Source organism: Pseudoalteromonas sp. A22, from assembly GCF_018141345.1.
Classification (GTDB): Bacteria; Pseudomonadota; Gammaproteobacteria; order Enterobacterales; family Alteromonadaceae; genus Pseudoalteromonas; species Pseudoalteromonas maricaloris.
In genome coordinates, this window is record NZ_CP047237.1 from 636,932 (window position 1) to 658,909 (window position 21,978).

The 21,978-nt window shown below is 41.7% G+C and carries 24 protein-coding genes; 13 read left to right on the plus strand and 11 right to left on the minus strand.

The window, feature by feature from the left end:
- Positions 1–190: 190 nt before the first annotated feature.
- Positions 191–1,072, minus strand: coding sequence for a LysR family transcriptional regulator (locus GSF04_RS02510; protein ID WP_211856434.1), 882 nt, complete (start codon positions 1,070–1,072; stop codon positions 191–193).
- Between the two features lie 124 nt (positions 1,073–1,196).
- Between GSF04_RS02510 and GSF04_RS02515 the strand changes: the two genes are divergently transcribed.
- The 4 genes from GSF04_RS02515 (at position 1,197) to GSF04_RS02530 (ending at position 3,113) form a co-directional block, all read left to right on the plus strand.
- Positions 1,197–1,811, plus strand: coding sequence for a glutathione S-transferase family protein (locus GSF04_RS02515; RefSeq protein WP_211856435.1), 615 nt, complete (start codon positions 1,197–1,199; stop codon positions 1,809–1,811).
- Between the two features lie 7 nt (positions 1,812–1,818).
- Positions 1,819–2,187 (plus strand): nuclear transport factor 2 family protein, encoded by a 369-nt coding sequence (locus tag GSF04_RS02520; protein WP_211856436.1) that lies wholly within the window; start codon positions 1,819–1,821, stop codon positions 2,185–2,187.
- A gap of 10 nt (positions 2,188–2,197) precedes the next feature.
- Positions 2,198–2,410, plus strand: a complete 213-nt coding sequence (locus tag GSF04_RS02525) for a 4-oxalocrotonate tautomerase family protein (protein WP_211856437.1) — start codon at positions 2,198–2,200, stop codon at positions 2,408–2,410.
- 256 nt (positions 2,411–2,666) lie between these two features.
- Positions 2,667–3,113: an Hsp20 family protein gene (locus tag GSF04_RS02530; protein WP_010379331.1), complete on the plus strand. Its 447-nt coding sequence runs from the start codon at positions 2,667–2,669 to the stop codon at positions 3,111–3,113.
- Between the two features lie 1,136 nt (positions 3,114–4,249).
- Here the strand turns inward: GSF04_RS02530 and GSF04_RS02535 are convergent.
- The 6 genes from GSF04_RS02535 to GSF04_RS02560 form a co-directional block, all read right to left on the minus strand.
- The gene (locus GSF04_RS02535; protein WP_045963238.1) at positions 4,250–4,471 is read right to left on the minus strand and encodes an EF-hand domain-containing protein; all 222 of its coding nucleotides are present in this window, start codon (positions 4,469–4,471) and stop codon (positions 4,250–4,252) included.
- A 58-nt stretch (positions 4,472–4,529) separates the two neighbouring features.
- On the minus strand, positions 4,530–4,751 hold the full coding sequence (locus GSF04_RS02540) for an EF-hand domain-containing protein (RefSeq protein ID WP_211857476.1): 222 nt from the start codon (positions 4,749–4,751) through the stop codon (positions 4,530–4,532).
- 57 nt (positions 4,752–4,808) lie between these two features.
- The gene (locus GSF04_RS02545) at positions 4,809–5,030 is read right to left on the minus strand and encodes an EF-hand domain-containing protein (protein ID WP_010369616.1); all 222 of its coding nucleotides are present in this window, start codon (positions 5,028–5,030) and stop codon (positions 4,809–4,811) included.
- Positions 5,031–5,087: 57 nt separating this feature from the next.
- A complete protein-coding gene (locus GSF04_RS02550; protein ID WP_211857478.1) occupies positions 5,088–5,309 on the minus strand; it encodes an EF-hand domain-containing protein in 222 nt (73 codons plus the stop codon).
- A 65-nt stretch (positions 5,310–5,374) separates the two neighbouring features.
- Positions 5,375–5,596 carry an EF-hand domain-containing protein gene (locus tag GSF04_RS02555; protein WP_211856438.1) on the minus strand — a complete coding sequence of 74 codons (222 nt, stop codon included), beginning with the start codon at positions 5,594–5,596 and terminating at the stop codon, positions 5,375–5,377.
- 43 nt (positions 5,597–5,639) lie between these two features.
- On the minus strand, positions 5,640–5,861 hold the full coding sequence (locus GSF04_RS02560) for an EF-hand domain-containing protein (protein WP_010369619.1): 222 nt from the start codon (positions 5,859–5,861) through the stop codon (positions 5,640–5,642).
- A gap of 374 nt (positions 5,862–6,235) precedes the next feature.
- Between GSF04_RS02560 and GSF04_RS02565 the strand changes: the two genes are divergently transcribed.
- The 9 genes from GSF04_RS02565 to GSF04_RS02605 all read left to right on the plus strand — a co-directional run bounded on the left by GSF04_RS02565 (position 6,236) and on the right by GSF04_RS02605 (position 18,160).
- Positions 6,236–7,606, plus strand: coding sequence for a sensor histidine kinase (locus GSF04_RS02565; RefSeq protein WP_211856439.1), 1,371 nt, complete (start codon positions 6,236–6,238; stop codon positions 7,604–7,606).
- Entirely contained in the window at positions 7,603–8,139 is a 537-nt protein-coding gene (locus GSF04_RS02570) for a hypothetical protein (RefSeq protein ID WP_211856441.1), read from the plus strand. Before GSF04_RS02565 ends, GSF04_RS02570 begins: the two co-directional genes overlap by 4 nt.
- A complete protein-coding gene (locus GSF04_RS02575) occupies positions 8,136–9,464 on the plus strand; it encodes a sigma-54 dependent transcriptional regulator (RefSeq protein WP_211856442.1) in 1,329 nt (442 codons plus the stop codon). The genes GSF04_RS02570 and GSF04_RS02575 overlap by 4 nt, the downstream gene beginning before the upstream one ends.
- A gap of 182 nt (positions 9,465–9,646) precedes the next feature.
- Positions 9,647–11,599 (plus strand): methyl-accepting chemotaxis protein, encoded by a 1,953-nt coding sequence (locus tag GSF04_RS02580; RefSeq protein WP_045988037.1) that lies wholly within the window; start codon positions 9,647–9,649, stop codon positions 11,597–11,599.
- Between the two features lie 115 nt (positions 11,600–11,714).
- Entirely contained in the window at positions 11,715–13,883 is a 2,169-nt protein-coding gene (locus GSF04_RS02585; protein ID WP_211856443.1) for a S9 family peptidase, read from the plus strand.
- A gap of 151 nt (positions 13,884–14,034) precedes the next feature.
- Positions 14,035–15,720, plus strand: coding sequence for a DUF4153 domain-containing protein (locus GSF04_RS02590; protein ID WP_211856444.1), 1,686 nt, complete (start codon positions 14,035–14,037; stop codon positions 15,718–15,720).
- Between the two features lie 133 nt (positions 15,721–15,853).
- On the plus strand, positions 15,854–16,651 hold the full coding sequence (locus tag GSF04_RS02595) for a transporter substrate-binding domain-containing protein (protein WP_211856445.1): 798 nt from the start codon (positions 15,854–15,856) through the stop codon (positions 16,649–16,651).
- 76 nt (positions 16,652–16,727) lie between these two features.
- Complete coding sequence (locus GSF04_RS02600; RefSeq protein ID WP_211856446.1) at positions 16,728–17,588, plus strand: MBL fold metallo-hydrolase; 861 nt, start codon at positions 16,728–16,730, stop codon at positions 17,586–17,588.
- A 359-nt stretch (positions 17,589–17,947) separates the two neighbouring features.
- Positions 17,948–18,160 (plus strand): cold-shock protein, encoded by a 213-nt coding sequence (locus GSF04_RS02605; protein ID WP_010369631.1) that lies wholly within the window; start codon positions 17,948–17,950, stop codon positions 18,158–18,160.
- Positions 18,161–18,217: 57 nt separating this feature from the next.
- On the opposite strand, the gene GSF04_RS02610 is transcribed toward GSF04_RS02605, so the two are convergent.
- The 4 genes from GSF04_RS02610 to GSF04_RS02625 form a co-directional block, all read right to left on the minus strand.
- Positions 18,218–19,552 (minus strand): magnesium transporter, encoded by a 1,335-nt coding sequence (locus GSF04_RS02610; RefSeq protein WP_039491271.1) that lies wholly within the window; start codon positions 19,550–19,552, stop codon positions 18,218–18,220.
- Between the two features lie 3 nt (positions 19,553–19,555).
- Positions 19,556–20,377: a magnesium transporter gene (locus GSF04_RS02615; RefSeq protein WP_211856447.1), complete on the minus strand. Its 822-nt coding sequence runs from the start codon at positions 20,375–20,377 to the stop codon at positions 19,556–19,558.
- Positions 20,378–20,386: 9 nt separating this feature from the next.
- Positions 20,387–21,244 (minus strand): mechanosensitive ion channel domain-containing protein, encoded by an 858-nt coding sequence (locus GSF04_RS02620; RefSeq protein WP_211856449.1) that lies wholly within the window; start codon positions 21,242–21,244, stop codon positions 20,387–20,389.
- A 216-nt stretch (positions 21,245–21,460) separates the two neighbouring features.
- On the minus strand, positions 21,461–21,925 hold the full coding sequence (locus tag GSF04_RS02625) for a pyridoxamine 5'-phosphate oxidase family protein (RefSeq protein ID WP_039491276.1): 465 nt from the start codon (positions 21,923–21,925) through the stop codon (positions 21,461–21,463).
- Positions 21,926–21,978: the final 53 nt, after the last annotated feature.

A 21,978-nucleotide genomic window follows, 5' to 3' on the forward strand; every position in this document is an offset into this window, starting at 1 on the left:
GTCTAGCCAGAGAGTTTTAGGGAAAACACCGCTTCCGCGTCCTGCTCTCGCTAAGGTACCTACATCCTGTAGGCAAGGCGAATTTACGCACCAATAGCTGGCTATTGGAAGTGAATTCAACGCAGTTAGCGCTAAAACTGGCTGCTAGAAAGGCATTAATTATCCGCAGCTCAGGCTATTTACTTAACAATCAGTGCCCTTCACGCTTAAACCAAGCCTGTAAAAACTCGATACATTGAAGTACCGCAGCTGGCACAAATTGGCGTGCTGGATATAGCGCATATAAGGCGAGTGTAGGTTTATTAGCATGCTGTAAAATACTAACGACCTCGCCCTTTTCAAGTGCCCCTCTACAGGCAAATTCAGGTAAAACCCCTATTCCCAAATGGCTTTTAATTGCCTGCAACATAAAAAGGACATTGTTCACTTTAAGGGAGCCCTTTATTCGCACACCTTCGTCTAATGGCCATAAGTTCTTGCGTTTTGAATAGCTGTATTCAAAACAATTATGATGAATTAAATCTTGTGCTGAATCGATTGCAGGGTGACTCGCTAAATATTGTGGTGAGGCGCATACATGATAGCTAAATTGAGTAATTTCTTTTCCTATATAACTTGAGTCGAACGGGCGACTGGAAGCCCGAAAACCTAAATCGAATCCCTGTTCTACTAAGTCGATATCCTCATCTCCTAAATGTATTTCAAGATCGACATCGGGATACGCTTGCATAAAATCGGCGAACATTGCAGCTAAGTCAGTGATCCCTAGCACCATTGGCACGTTCACTTTTAGCTTGCCTTTTGGTGCTTGCTGCGACTCTTGTATGAAGGTGTCTGCATCCTCTAACTTATTGAGAATATCCCTAGCACGTTGCAAATAGCCTTCTCCCACATGCGTGAGCTGCAAATTACGCGTAGTGCGATGTATAAGGCGCGCACCAAGCTCAGCTTCTAGTCGGCTGATCTCCTTACTGATCATGGATTTGGACGTATTATATTGCTCTGCAACACGAGTAAAACTGCGTACCTCAGCCAGTTTTACAAACATTTCTATCGCTCGTAGCTTGTTCATACTTTCCTTGATTATTGTTTCCACCATGTGAACTCTTGGTTCTCATTGTAGCTATATATCAAACAACATCTAGTTTATACACTGAGCTTGTCTTTTAGCCAAGAAGCAAATAAGGAAAACCATTATGTATACGTTATTTTACTTACCAGGTGCTTGTGCGCTAGCAACGCAAGTCATATTAAGAGAACTAAAACAACCCTTCGAACTGGTTGACAAACGCGGTGTTGATAACTTTTTAGCCATTAACCCAACAGGTAAAGTCCCGGTTCTTAATGATGGCGAAAACAGCTTAGTAGAAGGAGCTGCAATCTTACTTTATCTACTCAATAAACACGAAAATAACCTTCTTCCTCAAGCTGATGTTTTTCAAAAGCAACAAGCGATAGAAAACATTCTGTTTGCTAATGCTACGATGCACCCGGCTTACAATCGTCTGTTTTTTGCCACAAGTGCGATTGCTGACGAGCATGCACGCCAGCCATTCTTAGAAGCGGCAGCGGTTGCCATCAACGAATTATGGGGGTTAGTCGAGAAAAAGTTAGCGCAGCAAACATTTTTAGGCGGCGATCAGGTTTCCACTGCGGATATCATGCTGGCTGTATATGCGCGTTGGGGCGCCTATTTTCCAGTCGACATTGTCATTCCAGAAAAAGTCAGCAAAATGTTAGCTGCAGTTGAGGCAAGGCCCAGCTTTATCGCCTCGATAGCAGCTGAACAAGCACACAGTAAAGACGCATGAGCTTAATATGACTAAGCCTATTCTCAAACAACAGGATTTAGACAACGTAACCGCGGTTATTCAACAATATTTTGAAGGGCTACACCAAGGAGATATTAAAAAGTTAGATGCGATTTTCCACGCTGACGCGGTGCTCAAAGCTCCAGGAATGAGGCGCACCAAATCACAGTGGCTAGATTTGGTCTCATCTCGACAAACGCCCGAAAGCCAAAGCGCTGCTTTAAATTACCGTATTTTGTCGGTGGATGTTGTAAACCATCAAGCAATGGTCAAGCTGTATTGCCCACTGTTTGAACATCACTATATCGACTTTATTGGCTTACTTAAAGAAGATGGACAATGGCGTATCGTCAACAAAATGTATGATGATCTGTAGGAGATAATCAATGCCTATCATCAATATTAAAATCACAAAGGAAGGCGTTACACCTGCCCAGAAGCAAGCCTTAATAAAAGGTGCAACTCAGCTTATGGTGGATGTCCTTGATAAAGCGCCACAAGTTACTTTTGTTGTCATAGAGGAAGTTGAAACTGACGACTGGGGAATAGGGTTTGATCAAGTCTCTATGTTGAGACAGCAAAACTTAAATCCTAAATAACGCAATAAAAAAGAGGCATCAAATGGTGCTTCTTCACCTGCAAAGACAATTTTCTTGAAAAAGAATCTTATAAAATTCAGGTAAATAGAAACTTTTTTAAAAAAGTTTCTTGAAAAGTATTTGCCTCGTCCATAGATAGTATTGTGAGGACGCCGACAGGGTCCCAACCCAAACTAAGTAAATGTTTTATATGCTATTTATTGGCTTTAATTGAAGCAATAAATAGCTTAATTATCGCTTTATGAGGATACAAATTATGCGTACAGTAGACCTATCTCCACTTTATCGTTCATTCATCGGTTTTGACCATTTAGCACAGTTAATGGATGCAGCATCACGCAACGAAAAGCAACCAAGCTTTCCACCATATAACATTGAAGCCACCGGTGAAGACAAGTACCAAATTACCATGGCTGTTGCCGGATTTACCGAGCAAGAGCTTAGCCTTGAGTCAGAAAACAATACTCTGACAGTCAAAGGCGAAAAGCAAAACAAAGAAGACAAAGCCGAACGCAAATTTATCCATCAAGGCATCGCAGAGCGTAACTTTGAGCGTAAATTCCAACTTGGCGATCACGTCAAAGTGATTGGCGCAGGACTTGAAAACGGCCTGTTAGTCATTGACCTTGAGCGCGAGATTCCAGAAGCACTCAAGCCAAGAAAGATTGAAATTGGCAAAGGCAATCTCATCGAAAATAAATAATCGATTGAAATCACTTCCCCCTGTTTTTACATGATGTCACGTTTCCAAGTCGCCCTCGGGCGACTTTTTTGTTTGCAAAAATGTATGAGCTGACTGTAACACTAGAAAAAGGTAGATATAGAGGTCAGCGCAATGCTAAATCCAACCTGAAGCTTACTTGTTAAGATTCAACTCGCTTTTAACAACTAACGTAATTAAAATACAAGAAGAGAAAACTAAAATTATCCCCAAAAATATAAAGTGCCAATTTGGGTGTAGCAAATCTAAACTATATTGGTATGATGTCCAGCGAGTTCGATCCTCGCTATATATAGGTGAAGCTATCCACTGATAAACACTATAGAATTCCTTAAACACTCCTAAGAGCATCGACAAAACTCCTGCCATATAAAAGAGCCTAGATACCCATATAACAATTTGAAGTGACTCACTTTTCACTCTATGAAAAGGTAAAAAAATCATACTTTTCCTTAAGATTTAATATTTGGTCAAAACATAGCATTCAATGGTTTCAAACGCCGAAATTGTTTCCCCGTTTTAAGTATTACTAGTGATATTACATGCAGTTAAGTTAACCAAGCAACACTTAAAACCGTGCCGTATCACACTTATTTTTTATCAAAGGCGCTAAGTTGATCTATATTTTTCTATTTGTGACGATCACAGGTCAAGCAATCACTTAGCTATTAGTGATAGAAGTAACTTACATTTCCTGCATCTAGCTGCCAAAAAATAGGTAAAAAACTCCAAATGTAACTGTGATGTCGTTAAATTTAAAGATCAGAAGAGTCTGAAAAACAAACAAAAAAAGCTTGGCTATAAAGCCAAGCTTTGGGTGCGGTGCGAATAACCGCCTTACTCTTACCGACTATGATCCTTCACTTTACTTCCCTAATGACATCCAAACTCTCAATTTGGAGCTCAAAGATTCTGATAGCGATGCCTCGCTGTAAGTATTCCTTTATACCAGTTTGTTTAAACTTGCCCGAAAAAAGGCGCTTAGTTGAACAAATCAGCTGTGTTGCCAGTTACTCAACAATAATCATAATCTTTGAACTCTATTCCCTGCTCCCTGACATCAGTTCCTTTTCCTCTGTCACTCCTTTGCGCAGGTAAATTTACTTCTCCAGCTCTAATTAGCCTTTAAAGTTTGCAAATTCTGTTTCGCTTAGCTCGCCGTTTGCATCAACGTCTAGCGCTTTAAATTGCTCTGCAAGTGCAGTGTGCGCTTGTGCTTCACTCATGCTGATTGTGCCGCTTTGATCTGTATCTAGCGCCGCAAAGTCTTCACCCGCTATTGCATTAACAGACGCGAAAGATAAACCTGTGATTGATAGTGCAATTAGTACGTTTTTCATCATTTATTCCTCAAAAATTCTAAATACTGTTCGTTTTATGAAATTGGAGGGCTATTACTTAGCCTTTAAAATTTGCGAATTCTGTTTCGCTTAGCTCGCCATTTGCATCAACGTCTAGCTCTTTAAATTGCTCTGCAAGTGCTGTGTGTGCTTGTGCTTCACTCATGCTGATTGTGCCACTTTGATCTGTATCTAGCGCAGCGAAGTCTTCACCCGCCATTGCATTAACAGACGCGAAAGATAGACCTGAGATTGATAGTGCAATTAGTACGTTTTTCATCATTTATTCCTCAAAAATTTAAATACTGTTCGTTTTATGAAATTGGAGGGCTACTGTTTAGCCTTTAAAGTTTGCGAATTCTGTTTCGCTTAGCTCGCCATTTGCATCAGCGTCTAATTCTTTAAATTGCTCTGCAAGCGCCGTGTGTGCTTGTGCTTCGCTCATGCTGATTGTGCCGCTTTGATCTGTGTCTAGCGCCGCAAAGTCTTCACCCGCCATTGCATTAACAGACGCGAAAGATAAACCTGTGATTGATAGTGCAATTAGTACGTTTTTCATCATTTATTCCTCAAAAATTTAAATACTGTTCGTTTCATGAAATTAGAGGGCTATTACTTAGCCTTTAAAATTTGCGAATTCTGATTCACTTAACTCGCCGTCAGCGTTACCGTCTAGCTGAGAGAATTGCTCAACAAGATTTGGATTTACTTTCGCTTCGCTCATGCTAATTGTGCCACTACCATCGGCATCGTATTTGGCAAAGTCGTCACCAGCCATTGCATTAACTGATGCCATTGACAGGCCAGCAAGGGATACTGCTACTAGTAGGTTTTTCATCATATTCTCCTTAAAGTTCAGTCTTGACGGAGAGTCCGAAGACTCACCGATATCGAGCTTTTAAATTAGCCTTCAAAGTGCTCGTACTCTGACTCGCTCAGCTCGCCGTTACCGTCAACATCAAGTGTCTTGAATTGCTCAGCCAACTTAGGATTAACCTCTGCTTCAGCCATGCTGATTGTGCCGCTGCCATCAGTGTCGTACTTTTCGAAGTCGTCTATCGCCATTGCCGATGCTGAAACCAATGTCATACCTGTGATTGATAGTGCTGCTAATAAATTTTTCATGATCTTCTCCTTAACGATTAAAGTGATGTGATAACTCGGCAAATTAACCCTCGTAGTTATCAAATTCTGCTTGGCTTAGTTGACCATCTTGGTCTGCGTCTAGCTCGTTAAATTGAGCAAGAAGGCCTTCATCTGCTTTTGCTTCTTCAATAGAGATGTAACCGTCACCATTCATGTCTAGTTTGTCGAAATCAGTGTTTGCATGAGCACCTACTGATGCCAAAGTCATTACTGCTGCTGATACTGCGATTGCTAGATTTTTCATCGTGCTTTCCTCATAAGATTAAAAACTAAATTCTGTGTTAAACGTTTTGCTATTAAAGCTAAAAACTGATTTTGCATTTGGTTTTGCGTTTCGTTTTTCGCTTTCGAGATAACTATTCCAACTTTGATGCCAAAATTGAAAAAACACCGTTTATCAATAAGTTAAGAAAAACCACTTGAAAAGATTAAGGTTGGATTAAGGCTGACTGTTGCTAAATGGCAACAGCTAAAAAAGCGAAAAATAAAAAGTCTTTATTTTTCTTAATGTTAGATTGTCGCAGCTTTGCAACAGGTAAATTTTTGGAGAGAAAATTTTGCAAATCTCGCAACGCCATTTGATTGAAATTTGTGCACCCTTATAAAGGATTTAGCATCGTGAAAAAAATTTTTTCTCAGTCATTACAAAAACAGGCACTTATTGCCATGTTTATTGGTGTGCTTCCAATACTCACACTGACTTTGTGGTACGCCCAGGCACTATCCAAAAATCAACAAAAAACCCAGGATATTTATAATAAAAATCAAAAGCTTATCCTTGAATACAATTTTGTAAAAGCGGATATCAGTGCGCTTGAAAAAGCACTGCAAAATAATCAGCTGCTGCAAAGTGAAACACTGCAAGAAAGCATCGAGCAGAAGTGGCAAAACACCAAAAAGCGCATTCAATTATTAAAAATAAATCTACCCGATTCGCTGTTTGTTGCTAAATGGCGACAGTTCGCTCCCGATGAGATCAATGCCACTTCAAAAGCTGAAGAGTTCCAACAATTGGTTAAGGTGCTTAATCAATTCGAGGAAAGCTTTCAGCAAACACTTAATAAGCGCCTATCTGATCAAGAAGCCCATTTCGTGCAACTGCAAACATGGTTTATGTTCGGTCTCGTTATCTTGCTACCCACCCTTATCGTGATCAGCATCTTTTTGATCAACCGGATTTGTCAGCAGCTTAATCAGGTAGAATCTGCGGTATCTGAGGTAGGTAAAGGTAATTTTGATAAGTCGGTAGAACTCTCTGGCAGCCATGAATTGCAGCAATTGGGTGACAGGTTAAATTGGCTAAGGCTCGAACTTAAGCGTATTCAACAACAAAAAGAAACCTTCTTGCGCCATGTTACTCATGAACTTAAAACACCTTTGGCATCGCTAAACGAAGGAAGCAGCTTATTAAATAGTGGATTGCTTGGAGATGTTAATCCAAAACAACAACGTATTCTCATCATTATGGAAAACTCTGTTGCAAAGCTTGGATCATTGATCGATGATTTGCTCAGCTATAGCGCGGCCAGTCACCCTGATAGCCTACATCACGACGCCGAAATGAATCTTATCCAAGAAGAAATCTCAAAACATCTTAGCGATAAGCTAGGAAAGACTGATGTGATAGTGAACTGGCAAAATCATGATGACCTAAAAGTACCTTATCTTCCGTGCAAATTAGTGTTAACTCAGTTAGTGAGCAATGCCATTGATCACGCTAAAAGCAATGTCACTATTTCAATTGAAGAACAAAATGGCGAAGTATTGTTGATAGTCCGTGACGACGGTGATGGCATCGACATCAATGAAGCCGATTCATTATTCCAGCCATTTGTTCGTGGTGAAAAAAATAAAAATAATAATGGCAGTGGCTTAGGTTTAGCCATTGTCTCTGAGTGTGTGAAGCAATTAAAAGGCTATGTGAAATGGCTATCAGTAGAATCTGGCGCCAGTATTCAAGTCGCCTTTCCAAAAAGGGATCCAAAATGAAATACATCGCATTAAGTATCACGCTATTTTTGCTCGGTGGTTGTGCCACAACGGAGCAAAACGTCGAGCAAACAAAGCAATTTATTGGCCCTGTAAAAACAGAAACCAGCGCTAAGTTTGTACCTTTAGCTGAGGTGATCAAAGCCTTAGTCAGCCAGTGCGCTAAAAAACATAACGTGACATTTAACGATTACTATAAAGGTGCGCTGCACTTACAAGGCTTTATTCACACCTATTGCGGTACCGACTCAACCACCAAGCAACTTAAAGCCATTGAAGAAGTAAAACTACAAGATTACTGGCCAGACGATTACAACATTTGGTTTGAATCGCTAGCTTGGCATACTCAAAGCCTTCGTGAGCAAAAAATCAGTAATTATTACTCTGACAATAAGGCGCAACAGCACCAAGCGCAATTGTTACAAACCCAAAAACAGCTTGCCGAGCTAAAACAAAAACTTGCTGACATAGAAAAACAACGTTTAGAAACCGATCTTTCTGAAAACCCATCACTTGAGGAGGATTCACTATGAGTCAAACACAACAAGGCGCAAAGTTACTTTTAGTGGATGACGATACGTCTTTAACTGAGCTACTGGCCATGCGTTTAGAAAGTCACGGCTACGAAGTTGAAGTTGCGCACCGCGGTACGCAAGCGTTAAATATCCTCAAGAAAATGCCTATCGACTTGGTCATCACCGATTTGAAGATGGCGCACATGAACGGCTTTGAACTTAATGAGCAAATAAAGAAGTATTATACTGGCATGCCCGTTGTGATGATGACAGCTCACGGCTCTATTCCTGACGCTGTTGACGCCATGCAGCAGGGCTTTGTGAGCTTTTTAACCAAGCCCATTGACTCTCAGCAAATGCTCGATGTCATCAATGAGGCGCTTGCAGGTAAAGTGAGGACGGCACAAACTTCGGATCCAAATAACTTCCATGGATTGTTATTCCAAAGTGCCGCAATGCGTCAATTGGTACAACAAATTCAAGCACTTGCCAGCAGTAACGCAAACATTCTTATCCAAGGCGAGAGCGGTACCGGTAAAGAAGTGACGGCAAAAGCAATCCATTTGGCTAGTAACCAAGCGCAAGGCCCATTTATTGCGATTAACTGTGGCGCAATGCCCGCTCATTTATTGGAGTCTGAGCTATTCGGCCATAAAAAAGGGGCGTTTACTGGCGCGGTGAGCGACAAAGAAGGCTTAGTACAAGCGGCAGATGGCGGCACCCTATTCCTCGATGAAATTGGTGATATGCCGCTTGATTTGCAAGTTAAACTACTGCGTGTTTTACAAGAGCGAACCGTTCGTCCGGTGGGCGGCCAAACCGAGCATAAGGTCAATGTTCGTTTTGTCTCTGCAAGCCATAAGAACATTCAAAGCGCCGTTGCGGAAAAGCAGTTTCGTGAAGATTTATACTATCGCTTAAACGTGGTGTCTGTTGAAATCCCAAGCTTAAGAGAGCGATTGGAAGATATTCCACTACTTGCATCACGCTTCTTAAGTGCACTCAGCGATGGCGAAAAGCAATTTAACCAACAAAGTATTACGCATTTGTTGAATTACCATTGGCCGGGCAACATCCGTCAGCTCCATAATATTGTGGAGCACTGTGTTGCTATTACGCCAGGTAAAATGATCACTGAAGATATCGTACAAAAAGCCCTGCCTAAAGATAAAGAGCAGAATGCGTTTACAGGATTAAATGAAGCAAAACGCCAGTTTGAATATGACTACATCCAAAAAGTACTGGCACTTTGCGAAGGGAATGTATCGGAAGCTGCAAAACTTGCACAGCGTAATCGCTCTGATTTTTACAAATTACTTAAAAAACATGAGATCCAATGCTAAACCTATTAGAGGGGTAACATTAGTTTTAGTTTCTGAAGTACGTTGCTTGGTCAAATTTACCACTGCAAAGAGCTTGTAATACGGACTTTAACGAGCCACGCCCGTGGCTCAGATTTGCCCTGAGAATATGCGCTCCTGCTAGGAGCATAATAAAAACACTCGGATAGTTAAGGGTTGTCTGTATGAAAATGCGCAAAAAGCTCATTATTAGCTTTGTTCTCACTGTGATCATTCCTATTTTAGCGATTTCTGTGGTCAGCATTTCTCAGACCAAAAGCGACTCTCTTGATAAATTCCTTGATGCTTCTGGCAATGAGATAAGGCAAGCCGAGCAGTCTTTTGTACTGTTTTTTGAGCAGATGAAGAAAAATGCGCGCTTCCTCGCCGAGTCCAAGGCTGTGCAACAAGTGGGTCAAGACACTACCACTTATTTTGGTGCAGAGAAACCGATGACTCCGCTACAGAACGGCCAAACCGAAAGCAATATTTTTGAGCTTTATCGGGCATTTGGGCAAACCCACGAAGAATTATTGTTTGTATATCTTGGCACCGGTTCCGGTGGTTTTATTCAGTATCCTGCGGAGCCCCTTGGTGATTACGATCCAAGAAAGCGCCCTTGGTATCAAAACGCCTCTAAAGATCCCAGCAAGGTTATCCTTACTGAGCCTTATCAAGGAGTAACGGGACAAGCTATGGTTTCTGTTGCCACAGGTATAAAACGTGATGGCAAAGTAATTGGCGTGCAATCATTAGATGTAACGCTTGCTACACTGACCGATATCGTGAGCAATATTCGACTCGGGGAGTCGGGATATTTAATCCTTCTTGATGCCGAAGGCACTGTACTTGCCGATCCCAAAAATAAAAATCATAACTTTAAACACATTAAAGATCTCACCAGCCCCCTTTACAAGGCCATTCGCAGCGCCACAAACGAACCCTACCTCACTATTGAAACTGATAATAAAACCTATGATGCTAAGATTTATCGCTCTGACACACTCGGTTGGCAATTTATCGCAGTGATCGATGAAGATGAAATCTTAGCTTCAGCTTACGATATGACGATTAGTATCACTATTATCGCGGTTATCATGGTAATTTTGTTTATTATTATTGCAATAACGCTTGCCAACAAGATAGTTGAACCTATTGAAATGGTGTCTGATGGTTTAAAAGAAATAGCACAAGGTGAAGGCAACCTTTCCAAACGTTTAAAAGTCGTCACCAATGATGAAATTGGAGAGCTGGCCACGTGGTTCAATAAATTCTTGGACTCAATTAATTCGCTCGTAAAAGATATTCAAAGTAATGCCTCAACATTGAATGATGCTGCATTAGGGTCACAAAAGAGTATCAACGATATCCGTAATCAATGCCATACGCAGGCTGAAGACTCTGCCAGTGCTACTACGACCACTGAAACCGTAGAGCAGCTTGCTGCACAGATCAGTGAAAGCTGCGGTCACACTTTGGAGGATGTCGTCACTGCGGACGATCACGCTCAGCGTGGTAACAGCACAATAGAAAGTACAGTATCGCAGGTTGCGAGGCTTAATCATTCGTTGGCTGAGTCCGCCAACGCCATGAACCAGCTCGAAAGTGAAAGCCAAGATATCACTAATATTTTAGGCGTGATCCGTTCTATCGCAGAGCAAACCAATCTTTTAGCATTAAATGCAGCGATTGAGGCAGCCCGTGCAGGTGAACAAGGTAGGGGCTTTGCGGTGGTTGCTGATGAAGTAAGAACGCTTGCGCAGCGCTCACATGACGCCACGCAGGAAATAGAGCAAGTGTTAACCAACCTCATCGCTCAAACGAGGACGGTATCAGCCCAAATGACATCAAGCGTAAGCGAATCTGAAACGACTATCAAACAATCACAAAGCGCGCAGCAAGCATTTACTGATATCGCGCAGGCAGTATCAAGAATTAAAACTTCGGTTTCAAATATAGCGTCACAGGCCTCATTACAAGGAGAAAATGCAGGCCACACTAGACGTTTGATTGACTCGGTGGATGTTTCTGTACGACAAGTCGGAGAAGAAACAGCCGCATTAAATGCAGGCGCTGACCAATTAGTTAGCTTAGCTAAAGACTTAGAGCGTTTGGTTGGCCGCTTTGATATTGACTGAATAGAAAACTAATATCTTGTTTTTTGCAATTGTTACAAAATATCGTCTCAATTAGTTGTCCTCATAATAAGAACTAGTTAGACTCGATGAATTGATTTATTACAGAAGAATAAAAATGAAGAAATTTAAATTTACATTAGTAGCAGCATCTTTGGTTACTGTACTCGGTTGTCAAGAAGCGCCGTCACAACACACAAAGTCTGAAGCTACCGCTGAGCAAGCCACAGCGGTAACGGCACCTATAGCTGAAAAGATCCCACACAAGACGACCATTCACGGTCAAGAACTTGTCGATAATTATCACTGGCTACGTGACGATACTAGAAGTGACGAAAAGGTGTTGTCACACTTAAACAAAGAAAATGCCTATACCGACAGTAAGCTCATAAATACAGAGCAACTACAACAAACCTTATTTGACGAAATTAAAAACAAAGTGGTCAAAGATGACCGCAGCGTGCCAGTATTAAACGGCAGTTACTATTATTTTAGTGCCACTGAGGGTGACAAAGAATACTTCACTTATTACCGCAGTGAACACCAAGATGGTAAAAATGCAGAAGCTATCTTTGATGCGAATATCCGCGCTGAAGGTCAAAACTATTATGGTGTCGGTGGTCTTTCCATTTCAACCAACGAAAACCTGTTAGCTTTTGCTGAGGATACATTAAGTCGTCGAATTTATACGATTCGAATCAAAGATTTAACGACAGGTAAGCTATTAGACGATACGATTGAAGGCGCTTCAGGTCCTATCGTTTGGGCAAATGACAACAAAACTATCTATTACATCAAAAAAGATCCTGTTACTTTGCTTGGTTATCAAGTGTTTCGCCATACTCTAGGCACAGCACAAAGCACAGATGAATTAATTTACGAAGAAAAAGATAACAGCTATTACACGTATATCTCAAAGAGTAAAGACAAGAGCAAAATATACATTCACCATTCAAGTACCGAGGCGTCAGGTGTATCTTTACTAGACGCAGATAATGCAAAAGCAACTCCTGAGCGCTTTATCCCTAGAGAAAGTGGTCATGAATATAGCATTGCTAAACTTGGCGATTGGTATTACATCCACACCAATAAAGATGCCGTAAACTTTAAGCTGATGCGCGTTAAAGCCAGTGATGCAAGTGATATTTCAAAATGGCAAACCGTTGTACCGCACAATGCCGATGCAAAACTAGATAGCTTTGAGCTATTTAATCAGCACCTAGTTTACGAAACGCGTGAAAATGGTCTTAGCCAAATCACCGTATTAAATTTAGATAATAACGAAAGCAAGCGTTTAACCTTTAATGACCCGGCTTACGCCGTTTATTTAACTAGTAACGAAAACCTAGATGCAAATGCAGTAAGAATTGGTTATCAGAGTATGACGACCCCGGCTTCTGTGTATGATGTCGACCTAGCTAGTTTAGACAAAACACTATTAAAGCAAGACAAAGTATTGGGCGACTTTGCACCTGAAAACTACCAATCTGAACGTATTTTTATCACCGCACGTGACGGCATAAAAGTACCGGTTTCAATTGTTTATCGTAAAGATAAGTTCAAGCAAGATGGTTCAAACCCGTTACTACAATACGGTTATGGTTCATACGGTTCTAATGTTGAGCCAACCTTCTCAATAAGCCGATTAAGCCTTTTAGATCGTGGTTTTGTCTATGCTATTGCACACATTCGTGGTTCAGAAACGCTTGGCCGTCCTTGGTATGATAATGGCAAAAAGTTAAACAAAAAGAACACCTTTAACGACTTTGTTGATGTCACAAAAGCACTCGTTGAGCAAAAGTATGGGGATGCTTCACGTATTTATGCGAGGGGTGGCAGCGCAGGTGGCCTATTAATGGGTGCAGTCATTAACCAAGCGCCAGAGTTGTACGATGGTGTACATGCGGCAGTTCCATTTGTAGACGTGATCAATACCATGCTTGACGAAACGCTACCGCTGACCACAAATGAGTACGACGAATGGGGCAACCCAAATGAGAAGACGTATTTTGATTACATGCTGTCTTACTCACCTTACGATCAAGTTAAAGCCCAAGCATATCCAAATCTGCTTGTAACCACGGGTTTGCATGATTCTCAGGTGCAGTACTTTGAGCCAGCGAAATGGGTCGCTAAGCTACGAGAATATAAAACAGATGATAATCTACTGCTGCTAAAAACCGACATGGAAGCTGGCCACGGTGGTGCGTCTGGTCGCTTTAAGCGTATTCACGATGTCGCATTAAGCTATAGTTTCTTTATCGCACTCGCAGAGAATAAACTTTAAAATTAGCGTCTAATCTACAAGTATAAAAACCCTGTGAGACTGAGTAACTTAGGTTAAGTAGTCACGCAGGGTTTATTTTTAGTTTATTACCATTAGAGGACTTACTGATCACAGACCTACTGCAATGCACTGCAGATATAAAGGATAGAACATGGATATTACTCAGCAATCAAAACGGCTGTTATTACTCGCGCTTGTTCAAGGGGTTGTACTAGTTTTACTGCATCAATTGCTCGCGATTGAACATTGGCCCAAGCTTGCAAATGAGTGGCTATTTGGACTATATGCTTTCGCAATCACATTTCCTGCGTTGATTCTATATGCCAGCTTTCAATCACTAACTAAAAAGCAAGTACTCTGGTTTATAGCCTTTGGAGTCCTCGTTCTCTCGCTCGGATTTTATACCGGCCTGCAATTACACTCCCCACTATCTGACACCTTTTTCCAATGTTGGCCTTTTCCGCTAGTTCTATTTCTATGTACCTTTCTAGTGATCCCCTTGGTTGTAACAGATCGCAGCCACGCATCTTTACCGCAATATTCCGCGCTTGCAGACTGCTTCGCCAGTGTCATCACTGTGTTTTTAACGGCACAACTATTTACGTTAGCAACAGGCGCAATTTTGGGGCTTTGGGCTGGCTTGTTTTCTGTTATCAATATCAAATTTTTTGCCGAGCTTTTCTCCGAGCCTTGGTTCTTTTATCCAGCATTAACACTAGCTCAAGCAATAGGTGTCATAAATGCGCGAGATAAAGCCAGCACTCTGAGCCAATTATTCATAGTGTGTCAGGGCTTTGCACGGCTTTTATTGCCAGTACTTGCATTTATCTCCTCACTATTTTTAATCAGTTTGCTTGGCACTGGCCTTGCGCCGCTTTGGCAAAACGGTGGCAGCGCACTGGTATTTTTCCTATTAGGTGCGCAACTCATTACACTCAATACTGCTAATTATGGCAAAAACTCTAGTACATGGGTGCAAATTCTCACTTTGGTTGTGTTAATTTGTTTCCCTATCTACATATCCATTAGCGCCTATGGATTATGGTTAAGGGTTGATCAGTACGGCTTCAACATCGCCAGACTCTGGGCAATTACTATTTGTGCCTTCTTAGGGCTCTTCGCTATTGGGTATCTTGTTAATTTTGCTCGATTTAAGTCAAGCTGGGTAAACAACCTTGGACTGGCTAACCGCCCCATCGTGCTGTTAATCACTAGCATCTTGTTGATGTCACAAAGTCCTCTTTTGGACTTTAGAAAGATAACTGTGATGAGTCAGGTTTCACGTTTTTTACAAAGTAACCAACAAATTGACCAGCTCGATACTTACTACTTTGCTAACCAACTCGGTAAACCTGGTGTTGAAGCGCTTGAAGAGATAAAACGCAACAGCTCGGATGCGGTGCTTATTAAAACAATTGAGCGCGCATTAACGGCTGAATCAGCACAACCCGAAGACGTTGATATTTGGACCAATATTGAATTGCTCAATGTAGCAAGCGATGCGCTCCCAATAGAAATGAAGCACGCGGTTTCTGCACATGTAAAACAGAGTCCTTACGCATTTCAATACGCAGTAAGAACCGCTCTATTCGCTATTCAGCTCGATAAAACAGAGGAGACAGAATACCTACTGTTGATAGAAGAGTCTCACGATACTGAAATCAGGCTAATCTATCTGGATGACGGAAAATGGCAAATTGCATATTTTCCTTTATCCAAGTGGGCAGAAAGTGACAATAAAATCATTGAGTTGCTGCTGCAAGGACAATATCGAAGAATCTCACCGCGGTTTGACAGACTTCAAATTGGAGAGAAAACATACAAACCTGAGCATTAGCCACTAAACAATATGGGCTTATCATTTTTTAATATCGATAAGCCCTTTTCAAAATGCTGCGGTTTCAACTCATTAGATTTTTCGTAAAAAACCTCTATATTTTAAAGACGACTTCTACATACATAAGTGAAAAATGAATTTGTTTCGCTTTGTTTTTATTTGCTGCTGTATCTTTCTGCCGCTTTTATCTAGCGCTGCTCCCCATAAACCAGAATACTCAGCACCTATTAAAGTAACCATTTTGGTCGACGATGCTTACCCGCCTTATAGTTATCAAATTAACGGCGAGCTTTATGGCATCTATGTCGATATAGTGAAGCAAGCCGCACGTTTGCTGAGTCATGAATATCAAGTTAATTTGCAAGCGGTACCTTGGAAGCGAGGTGTTTCCTCTATGGCATCCGGTGATGCAATGGCGTTAATGCCACCTTATATTCATATCAAAAAACGCCCCTATATCTGGCCATATTCAATTCCTCTTCAAGAAGAGGTGGTGGTTGCCTTTTGCAATCAAGGGATCACGCTAAAAAACTTGCCTCATGTAAAACCAGAAAGAGTACTTAATATTGGCATTAATGCCGGTTATATCATCTTAGATGAAAGCCTAATGGAAGCGCAAAAACAAGGACTTATTCAACTTTGGGAAAACAAAAGCACACGTTCAAATATTGAAAAGCTCGCACGTGGGCGCATTGATTGTTACGTCAATGATCGGCTTTCTACTTTACTTGGTATCAATAAAATGTCGCAGATAACACCAAGTTTAAGCACCAGTAATATTGTTGAAGATAAAATAGTAATGCGGCGCACTGCCCACATTGGGTACCTAAAAGGGTTCGAAGGAAAATATCCATTTAAACAAGACTTTATCCTAAAGATGGATGCTGCATTGAGGCAGGTAATAGACAACGCAGCAGCGGCAGAAGAGTGAATCGACACGTATGATAAAACACCTGAAGCCACTGCCTTATAGAAATAAACAAAAAATAGAATAAAAAGGATGGATCATGATTAAATTAGCAAGAAATTCGTTCGCTGCCATCGCGTTTGGATTGATAAACATTTCAAACGCACAAGCTGATGATATTGAATTTAAGTTGCAAGAGGTAGCAAAGGGCCTTCATGTGCTATTTGGGCAAGGAGGTAATATTGCGATAAGTTCAGGCTCAGATGGCGTTTACATTGTCGATGATCAGTTCGCTAAACTCAGCGAACAAATTAAAGCAAAAATCAAAACTATCCAACCCAACGCACCTGAGTTTGTGATTAATACCCATCATCATGGCGACCATACAGGAGGCAACGAAAATTTCGCACAAGCAGGCAGCCATGTTATCGCACATCACAATGTATACAAGCGGTTAGAACAAAAACACGGTGATGGTTCTGACTACTTGCCAACTTTGACGTTTGGCAGTGATATGAAGCTCCACTTTAACCAAGAGCATGCTCACTTATGGCATTATCATCACGCCCATACCGATGGCGATGCAGTGATCTTTTTTGACCGAGCAAATGCCGTACATATGGGCGATATCTATTTTAATTTAGGCAGCTTACCTTTTGTCGATGTCGACAGCGGCGGCTCCTTAGATGGGGTCATTGCAGCTGTACAAGATGTGATAAAGAAAATAGACGACAAGACCACCGTCATACCAGGCCATGGCCCAGTAACAGATAAACAAAATTTACAAGATTATCTAGCACTATTACATAAAGCGAAAACGATTATGCTAGATGCAATGAAAAATAATACAAGCTTGGAAGAGGTTGTAGCCGCTCGCCCACTACAAGTACTTAATCTTAACTATGCTAATTGGCTACCAGAAGAGCGCGTTACCACTTTATTTTATCGCAGTTTGAAATAAGCAAGCTGAAGAATACAGGATACGATGGACAGTTTGGTAATAATAAAGCGAAGAAAACACATGTTTCAAATTCGTCCATCCCAATCAAAGTTACACCAATAAATTCGCTCAAAATTTATTTCCGCTCACTTTTTAAACAAAAAAGTTGCAAACTTCATTGGACAGCGCCTTAAGAACGCTATACTATATGCAGGCTTTAGATACTTAGAGCACTTACTACTGCTGCACTGTTTTTTCTTGATACTCTTTTTTTTAAAAAGTCGTTTATAGATATACCAATGCGTTACTAGCTAAGTTTTATCTATCGCTTTATCGGTGATTTTCACCACATATTTAATTTTTTGAAAAAGGTTTCAATTATGTCTAACACAGTAAACGGCACAGTTAAGTGGTTCAACGAAGAGAAAGGTTTTGGTTTCATCACTCAAGAAAACGGCGGTAAAGACGTATTCGTACATTTCCGTGCTATCGTTTCTGACGGTTTCAAAACTTTAACTGAAGGCCAATCAGTGTCTTTCACAGTTGAAGAAGGCCAGAAAGGTCCTCAAGCAAGCAACGTAGTAGTTAACTAATACGTATTGCTCAGAGCTAGTGCCTGCACTAGCTCTACGAATTATCCCACTCCTCACTTAGCCTTTCGGCAACATATCTGACAGCAACAACGCAATCCCCAAAAATGACATAAAACCCGCTATATCTGTAATTGTCGTAAGTACAATTGATGAAGATTGCGCAGGGTCGAGTCCAAATTTTTTCAAGGCAATTGGTACAATGGCGCCTGAGCTGCCCGCAATGACAAGAGACGATATCATCGCAAGCGCAATAACAAGTGCAAGACCGAGTGATTGACTCCACAAATATACGCCAATGCCACAAGTAACGGCTATTGCTATGCCATTTAGCAGACCAACCATCATTTCTTTTAGCATCACCTGATACCAGTGTCGCGTTGAAATTTCTCGTAGTGTTAAGCCTCGCATTGTTACCGCCAAAGCTTGAGCCCCTGCGTTACCCGACTGTCCAGCAGCTACCGGCAGTAAAATAGCTAAAGCGGTAACTTGAGCAATCAATCCCTCAAAGGCCCCCACAACGGCAGCGGCTGCAAATGCGGTTAACAAGTTAATTTGTAACCACGGGAGCCGTTTCTTTACTGCAAACCAGCTACTTGATAGAGCTTTTTCGTCTTTACTCGCACCTACCATGGTCTGCATATCACTCGCTAAATCTTCTTTGGTTGACTGATAGGCGTCAAAAAATCGGATCTGCCCAACTAGCTGTTGCTGCGCATCAAGTACCGGAATTGCTCGCACTTTGTGCCCTTCAAACGCTTCCACGACCTGATCTTTATGATCCATTACATTTAGCGTGACTCGGATCGGTGTCGCAACCTGCATTAGGGTTTTACTTGAGGAGCTTCCCACTAAAATATTGAGTGTTGTTTCGCCCACTAAATCCTGCTGTTCGTTTAACACATAGATGACATCTGGCACTTTACCGTCTAATCGCTTCAGCTGCGCAAGTACTTCTCGTAGTGTTGTATCTGAGTAAAACGCTTGAACCTTTTTGTTCATCATTCTCGCAGCGGTATTTTCAGGAAAAACCAGCAACTCACTAAGTTCATCCGCTATGGTTGAATGCTGCTCCTTTAATTTAGCAAGTAGTACCTGCTGCGCTTCCTGCGACTGTTTGTTCAAAAGCCCGACCGCAATATGGCTATCTAGGCTCGCGATAAATTGTGCTTGATAATCCACAGGGAATTGCTGGAAAATTTGTTCAGCGGCTCCCGGCGGCAAATATTTCCATAAACGATAAATGATATGTTGTGCCTGCTGTTGTAATAATTCAGCGGCTTCGTCTGGAGGTAAAGTGCCAAGGAGCTGCGCACTTTTGAGCGGAAACTTACTTAAAAACTCATCACTGAGCTGCTCTACCGCTGAATCTAATGTATCTTTCGCTACGCTCATCGCTTATTTCCCCTTGACCTTAACTGGCACCAATGTATCTAACATACTGACAAACGAACTGGTGTAGGCATCTAATAAATCTAAAGATTCACTTGGCTTGTCTTGTGTTTCATCCATTCGGCCAAGTGCACTTCTCACTCTGTAATGTGGCAATACCCCAATAAAATCACCACTTCGATTGGCAACTGCAACCTGATCTTGTTGCGCCCAAACGGGCGATTTCAATGCACTATGCAACTCGGTATAACCACTTAGAGAAGCGACGTGAGTATCCATCAAATCTGCAATTTTCTGTTGCGGCGCTTTTCGAAGCAAATGAGTTAGTGACAACTGACCGACCACATGGCGATGCTGATTTACCACATAAACTAGCGCAAACCCGATATAGTCACGCTTTTTTAAGCGCAGTAGTGACTCCTCAACTGTCATTGTTTCTTCAAGAATTAATACGTCCGTCTCAACCCACGCTCCCACAGTATAATCAGGGTAGCTAATTAACATCTTACAGAGAGTTTGTCGTCTTACTGAAATGAGATTAAGAAAACGAGCAAGTTCTTCGTCCTGTAAATGCCTTAAGATAGCAGCAATATCAGCCAACTTCATTTTACCTAGCCACCTAGCAATATCCACATCCGTTTGCGTTATCAGTATTTCCGCTGCACTGCGAGGCTGCATGACTTTAAGTACGTTTAAAGCAACTTCATTTGGTAACGTTTTTAGTAACTCAGCAGCGACATCTGGCGTTTGCAAAGAAAGTAAGCGCGCGGCGCCTGCTGGCTCTTCTTGTAAAAAGTGTTGCGCAATTTTGAGGTTTAACGCTGACATAGAGCCTCCCTACTGCTTACTTGAATGACTGTGTGTAGCGGTAATATGTGCCGAGTCCTTTAAAAATTGCCTTGCCGGTATTAGGGTTCTCCCTTTTTGGGTTTCAATCACTAACATCGTTGCCGTGATTTCGGTGAGCGTGCCTGAAACGCCTGCAATTTCAATTTGATCGTTAATTCGACAGTGACGCAGCGCTTGTTTTGCCGCAACAGTATTTGCGATTAGTTCTCGACTCCCAAGACCAAAAGCCAATGCAACTCCCGCACACAGTACGCCTGTCAGCACCACCACCATATTGGTCACAAATTGAATATTGATCCCTAATTGCTCAATACCTATTACCGTTGCGGTAAATAGGATCGCGAGCTTGGCGATGTTACCCGCGACTTCGACTCGCGCAAACCCTACAGACTGCGCACCAGCTCTTGCCATGGCACTGGCCAAATTGCCAAGCAGATAACCACCAACAATAATAAATATCCCAGCGAGGAGGTTTGGTAAATAACTGAGTAGCGAGGAGATCCAATCACTGAAGAAGTTTAAGCCAAGGCTGGATGTGGCTGCTGCGATAAAAAACATCATCGTGACCCAAAACACGGTTTTCCCTATTAATCGAGCGTGTTTTAGATTTAGCTGAAGCGTTTGTTCGGTTTGCACTCGTTGACTTAACCCCACCAATGCACGATTGCAAAGCTTAAATAACGAAATAGTTAGCTTGCTCAATAGCCAAGCCACCACCCAACCGACAAGCAGCATGAGTGCCGCGCCCAATAGTTGCGGCGTGTGAGTAACAAATTGATTAATTAATTGCTCATAACTGGCAGATAAGGCGTGTTGCCAATTATCAAAGGTATCCTCGGTGGCCATGTAAACTCCTGAATTCACTGAAACAGCTCACTTTAAAATCAATACATTTATTGTTATCACAGTGTTAGCCGTTGTCCAGAGAATTCCCCAAAGTCCTAAATAGTTAAACTACTAACAATACATTTGGGAACATTTTCACGTGAGTGGAAGCAATGAAGGCGCAAAAACAAGTACCGTCTTTGCGCCCTAGTGACTGCTTCAAATTGAGTAATGTGATTATCTAAACTGGACCGTTTCTCGCTCACCCATCTCTTCCGGTTCTACATTTTTGCCCACGGCTAGTTTTAATAAGCCGCTCAAGTCGGGGCTAACATGCCAAATTTCAGCATCGTCCAGTTCGAAACGGAGCATGATAAGCTCGGGGTCATCTTTACCCTTTTCAAACCAGCTCTCGGCTTGTCTTGACCAATGGGCATCAAGTACGTCTTGTCGCGTTTCTTCAATTAAGTGTCCGCGAATGCAAGCGAATACGTTGTGCCCTTTACTGGAAAATTGAGCAGTCGCTTTACCACACTTGGCAATACGATTTGTTTTACTGGTAAAAAACCAAAACTCGCCATTGGCGTCTTTATCCAACTGTGCGCGCATTGGCTCATGGTGATTATTGTCATCACTCAAACCAATCATCACATTGGGGCTGCTGTCTAGCGCCTCCCAAAAAGTTTTCTTTATGTCTGACATTATCCTCTCCTTATTTATACCAATTAGTGTCTGTTTGAAACGGCACAAACTCA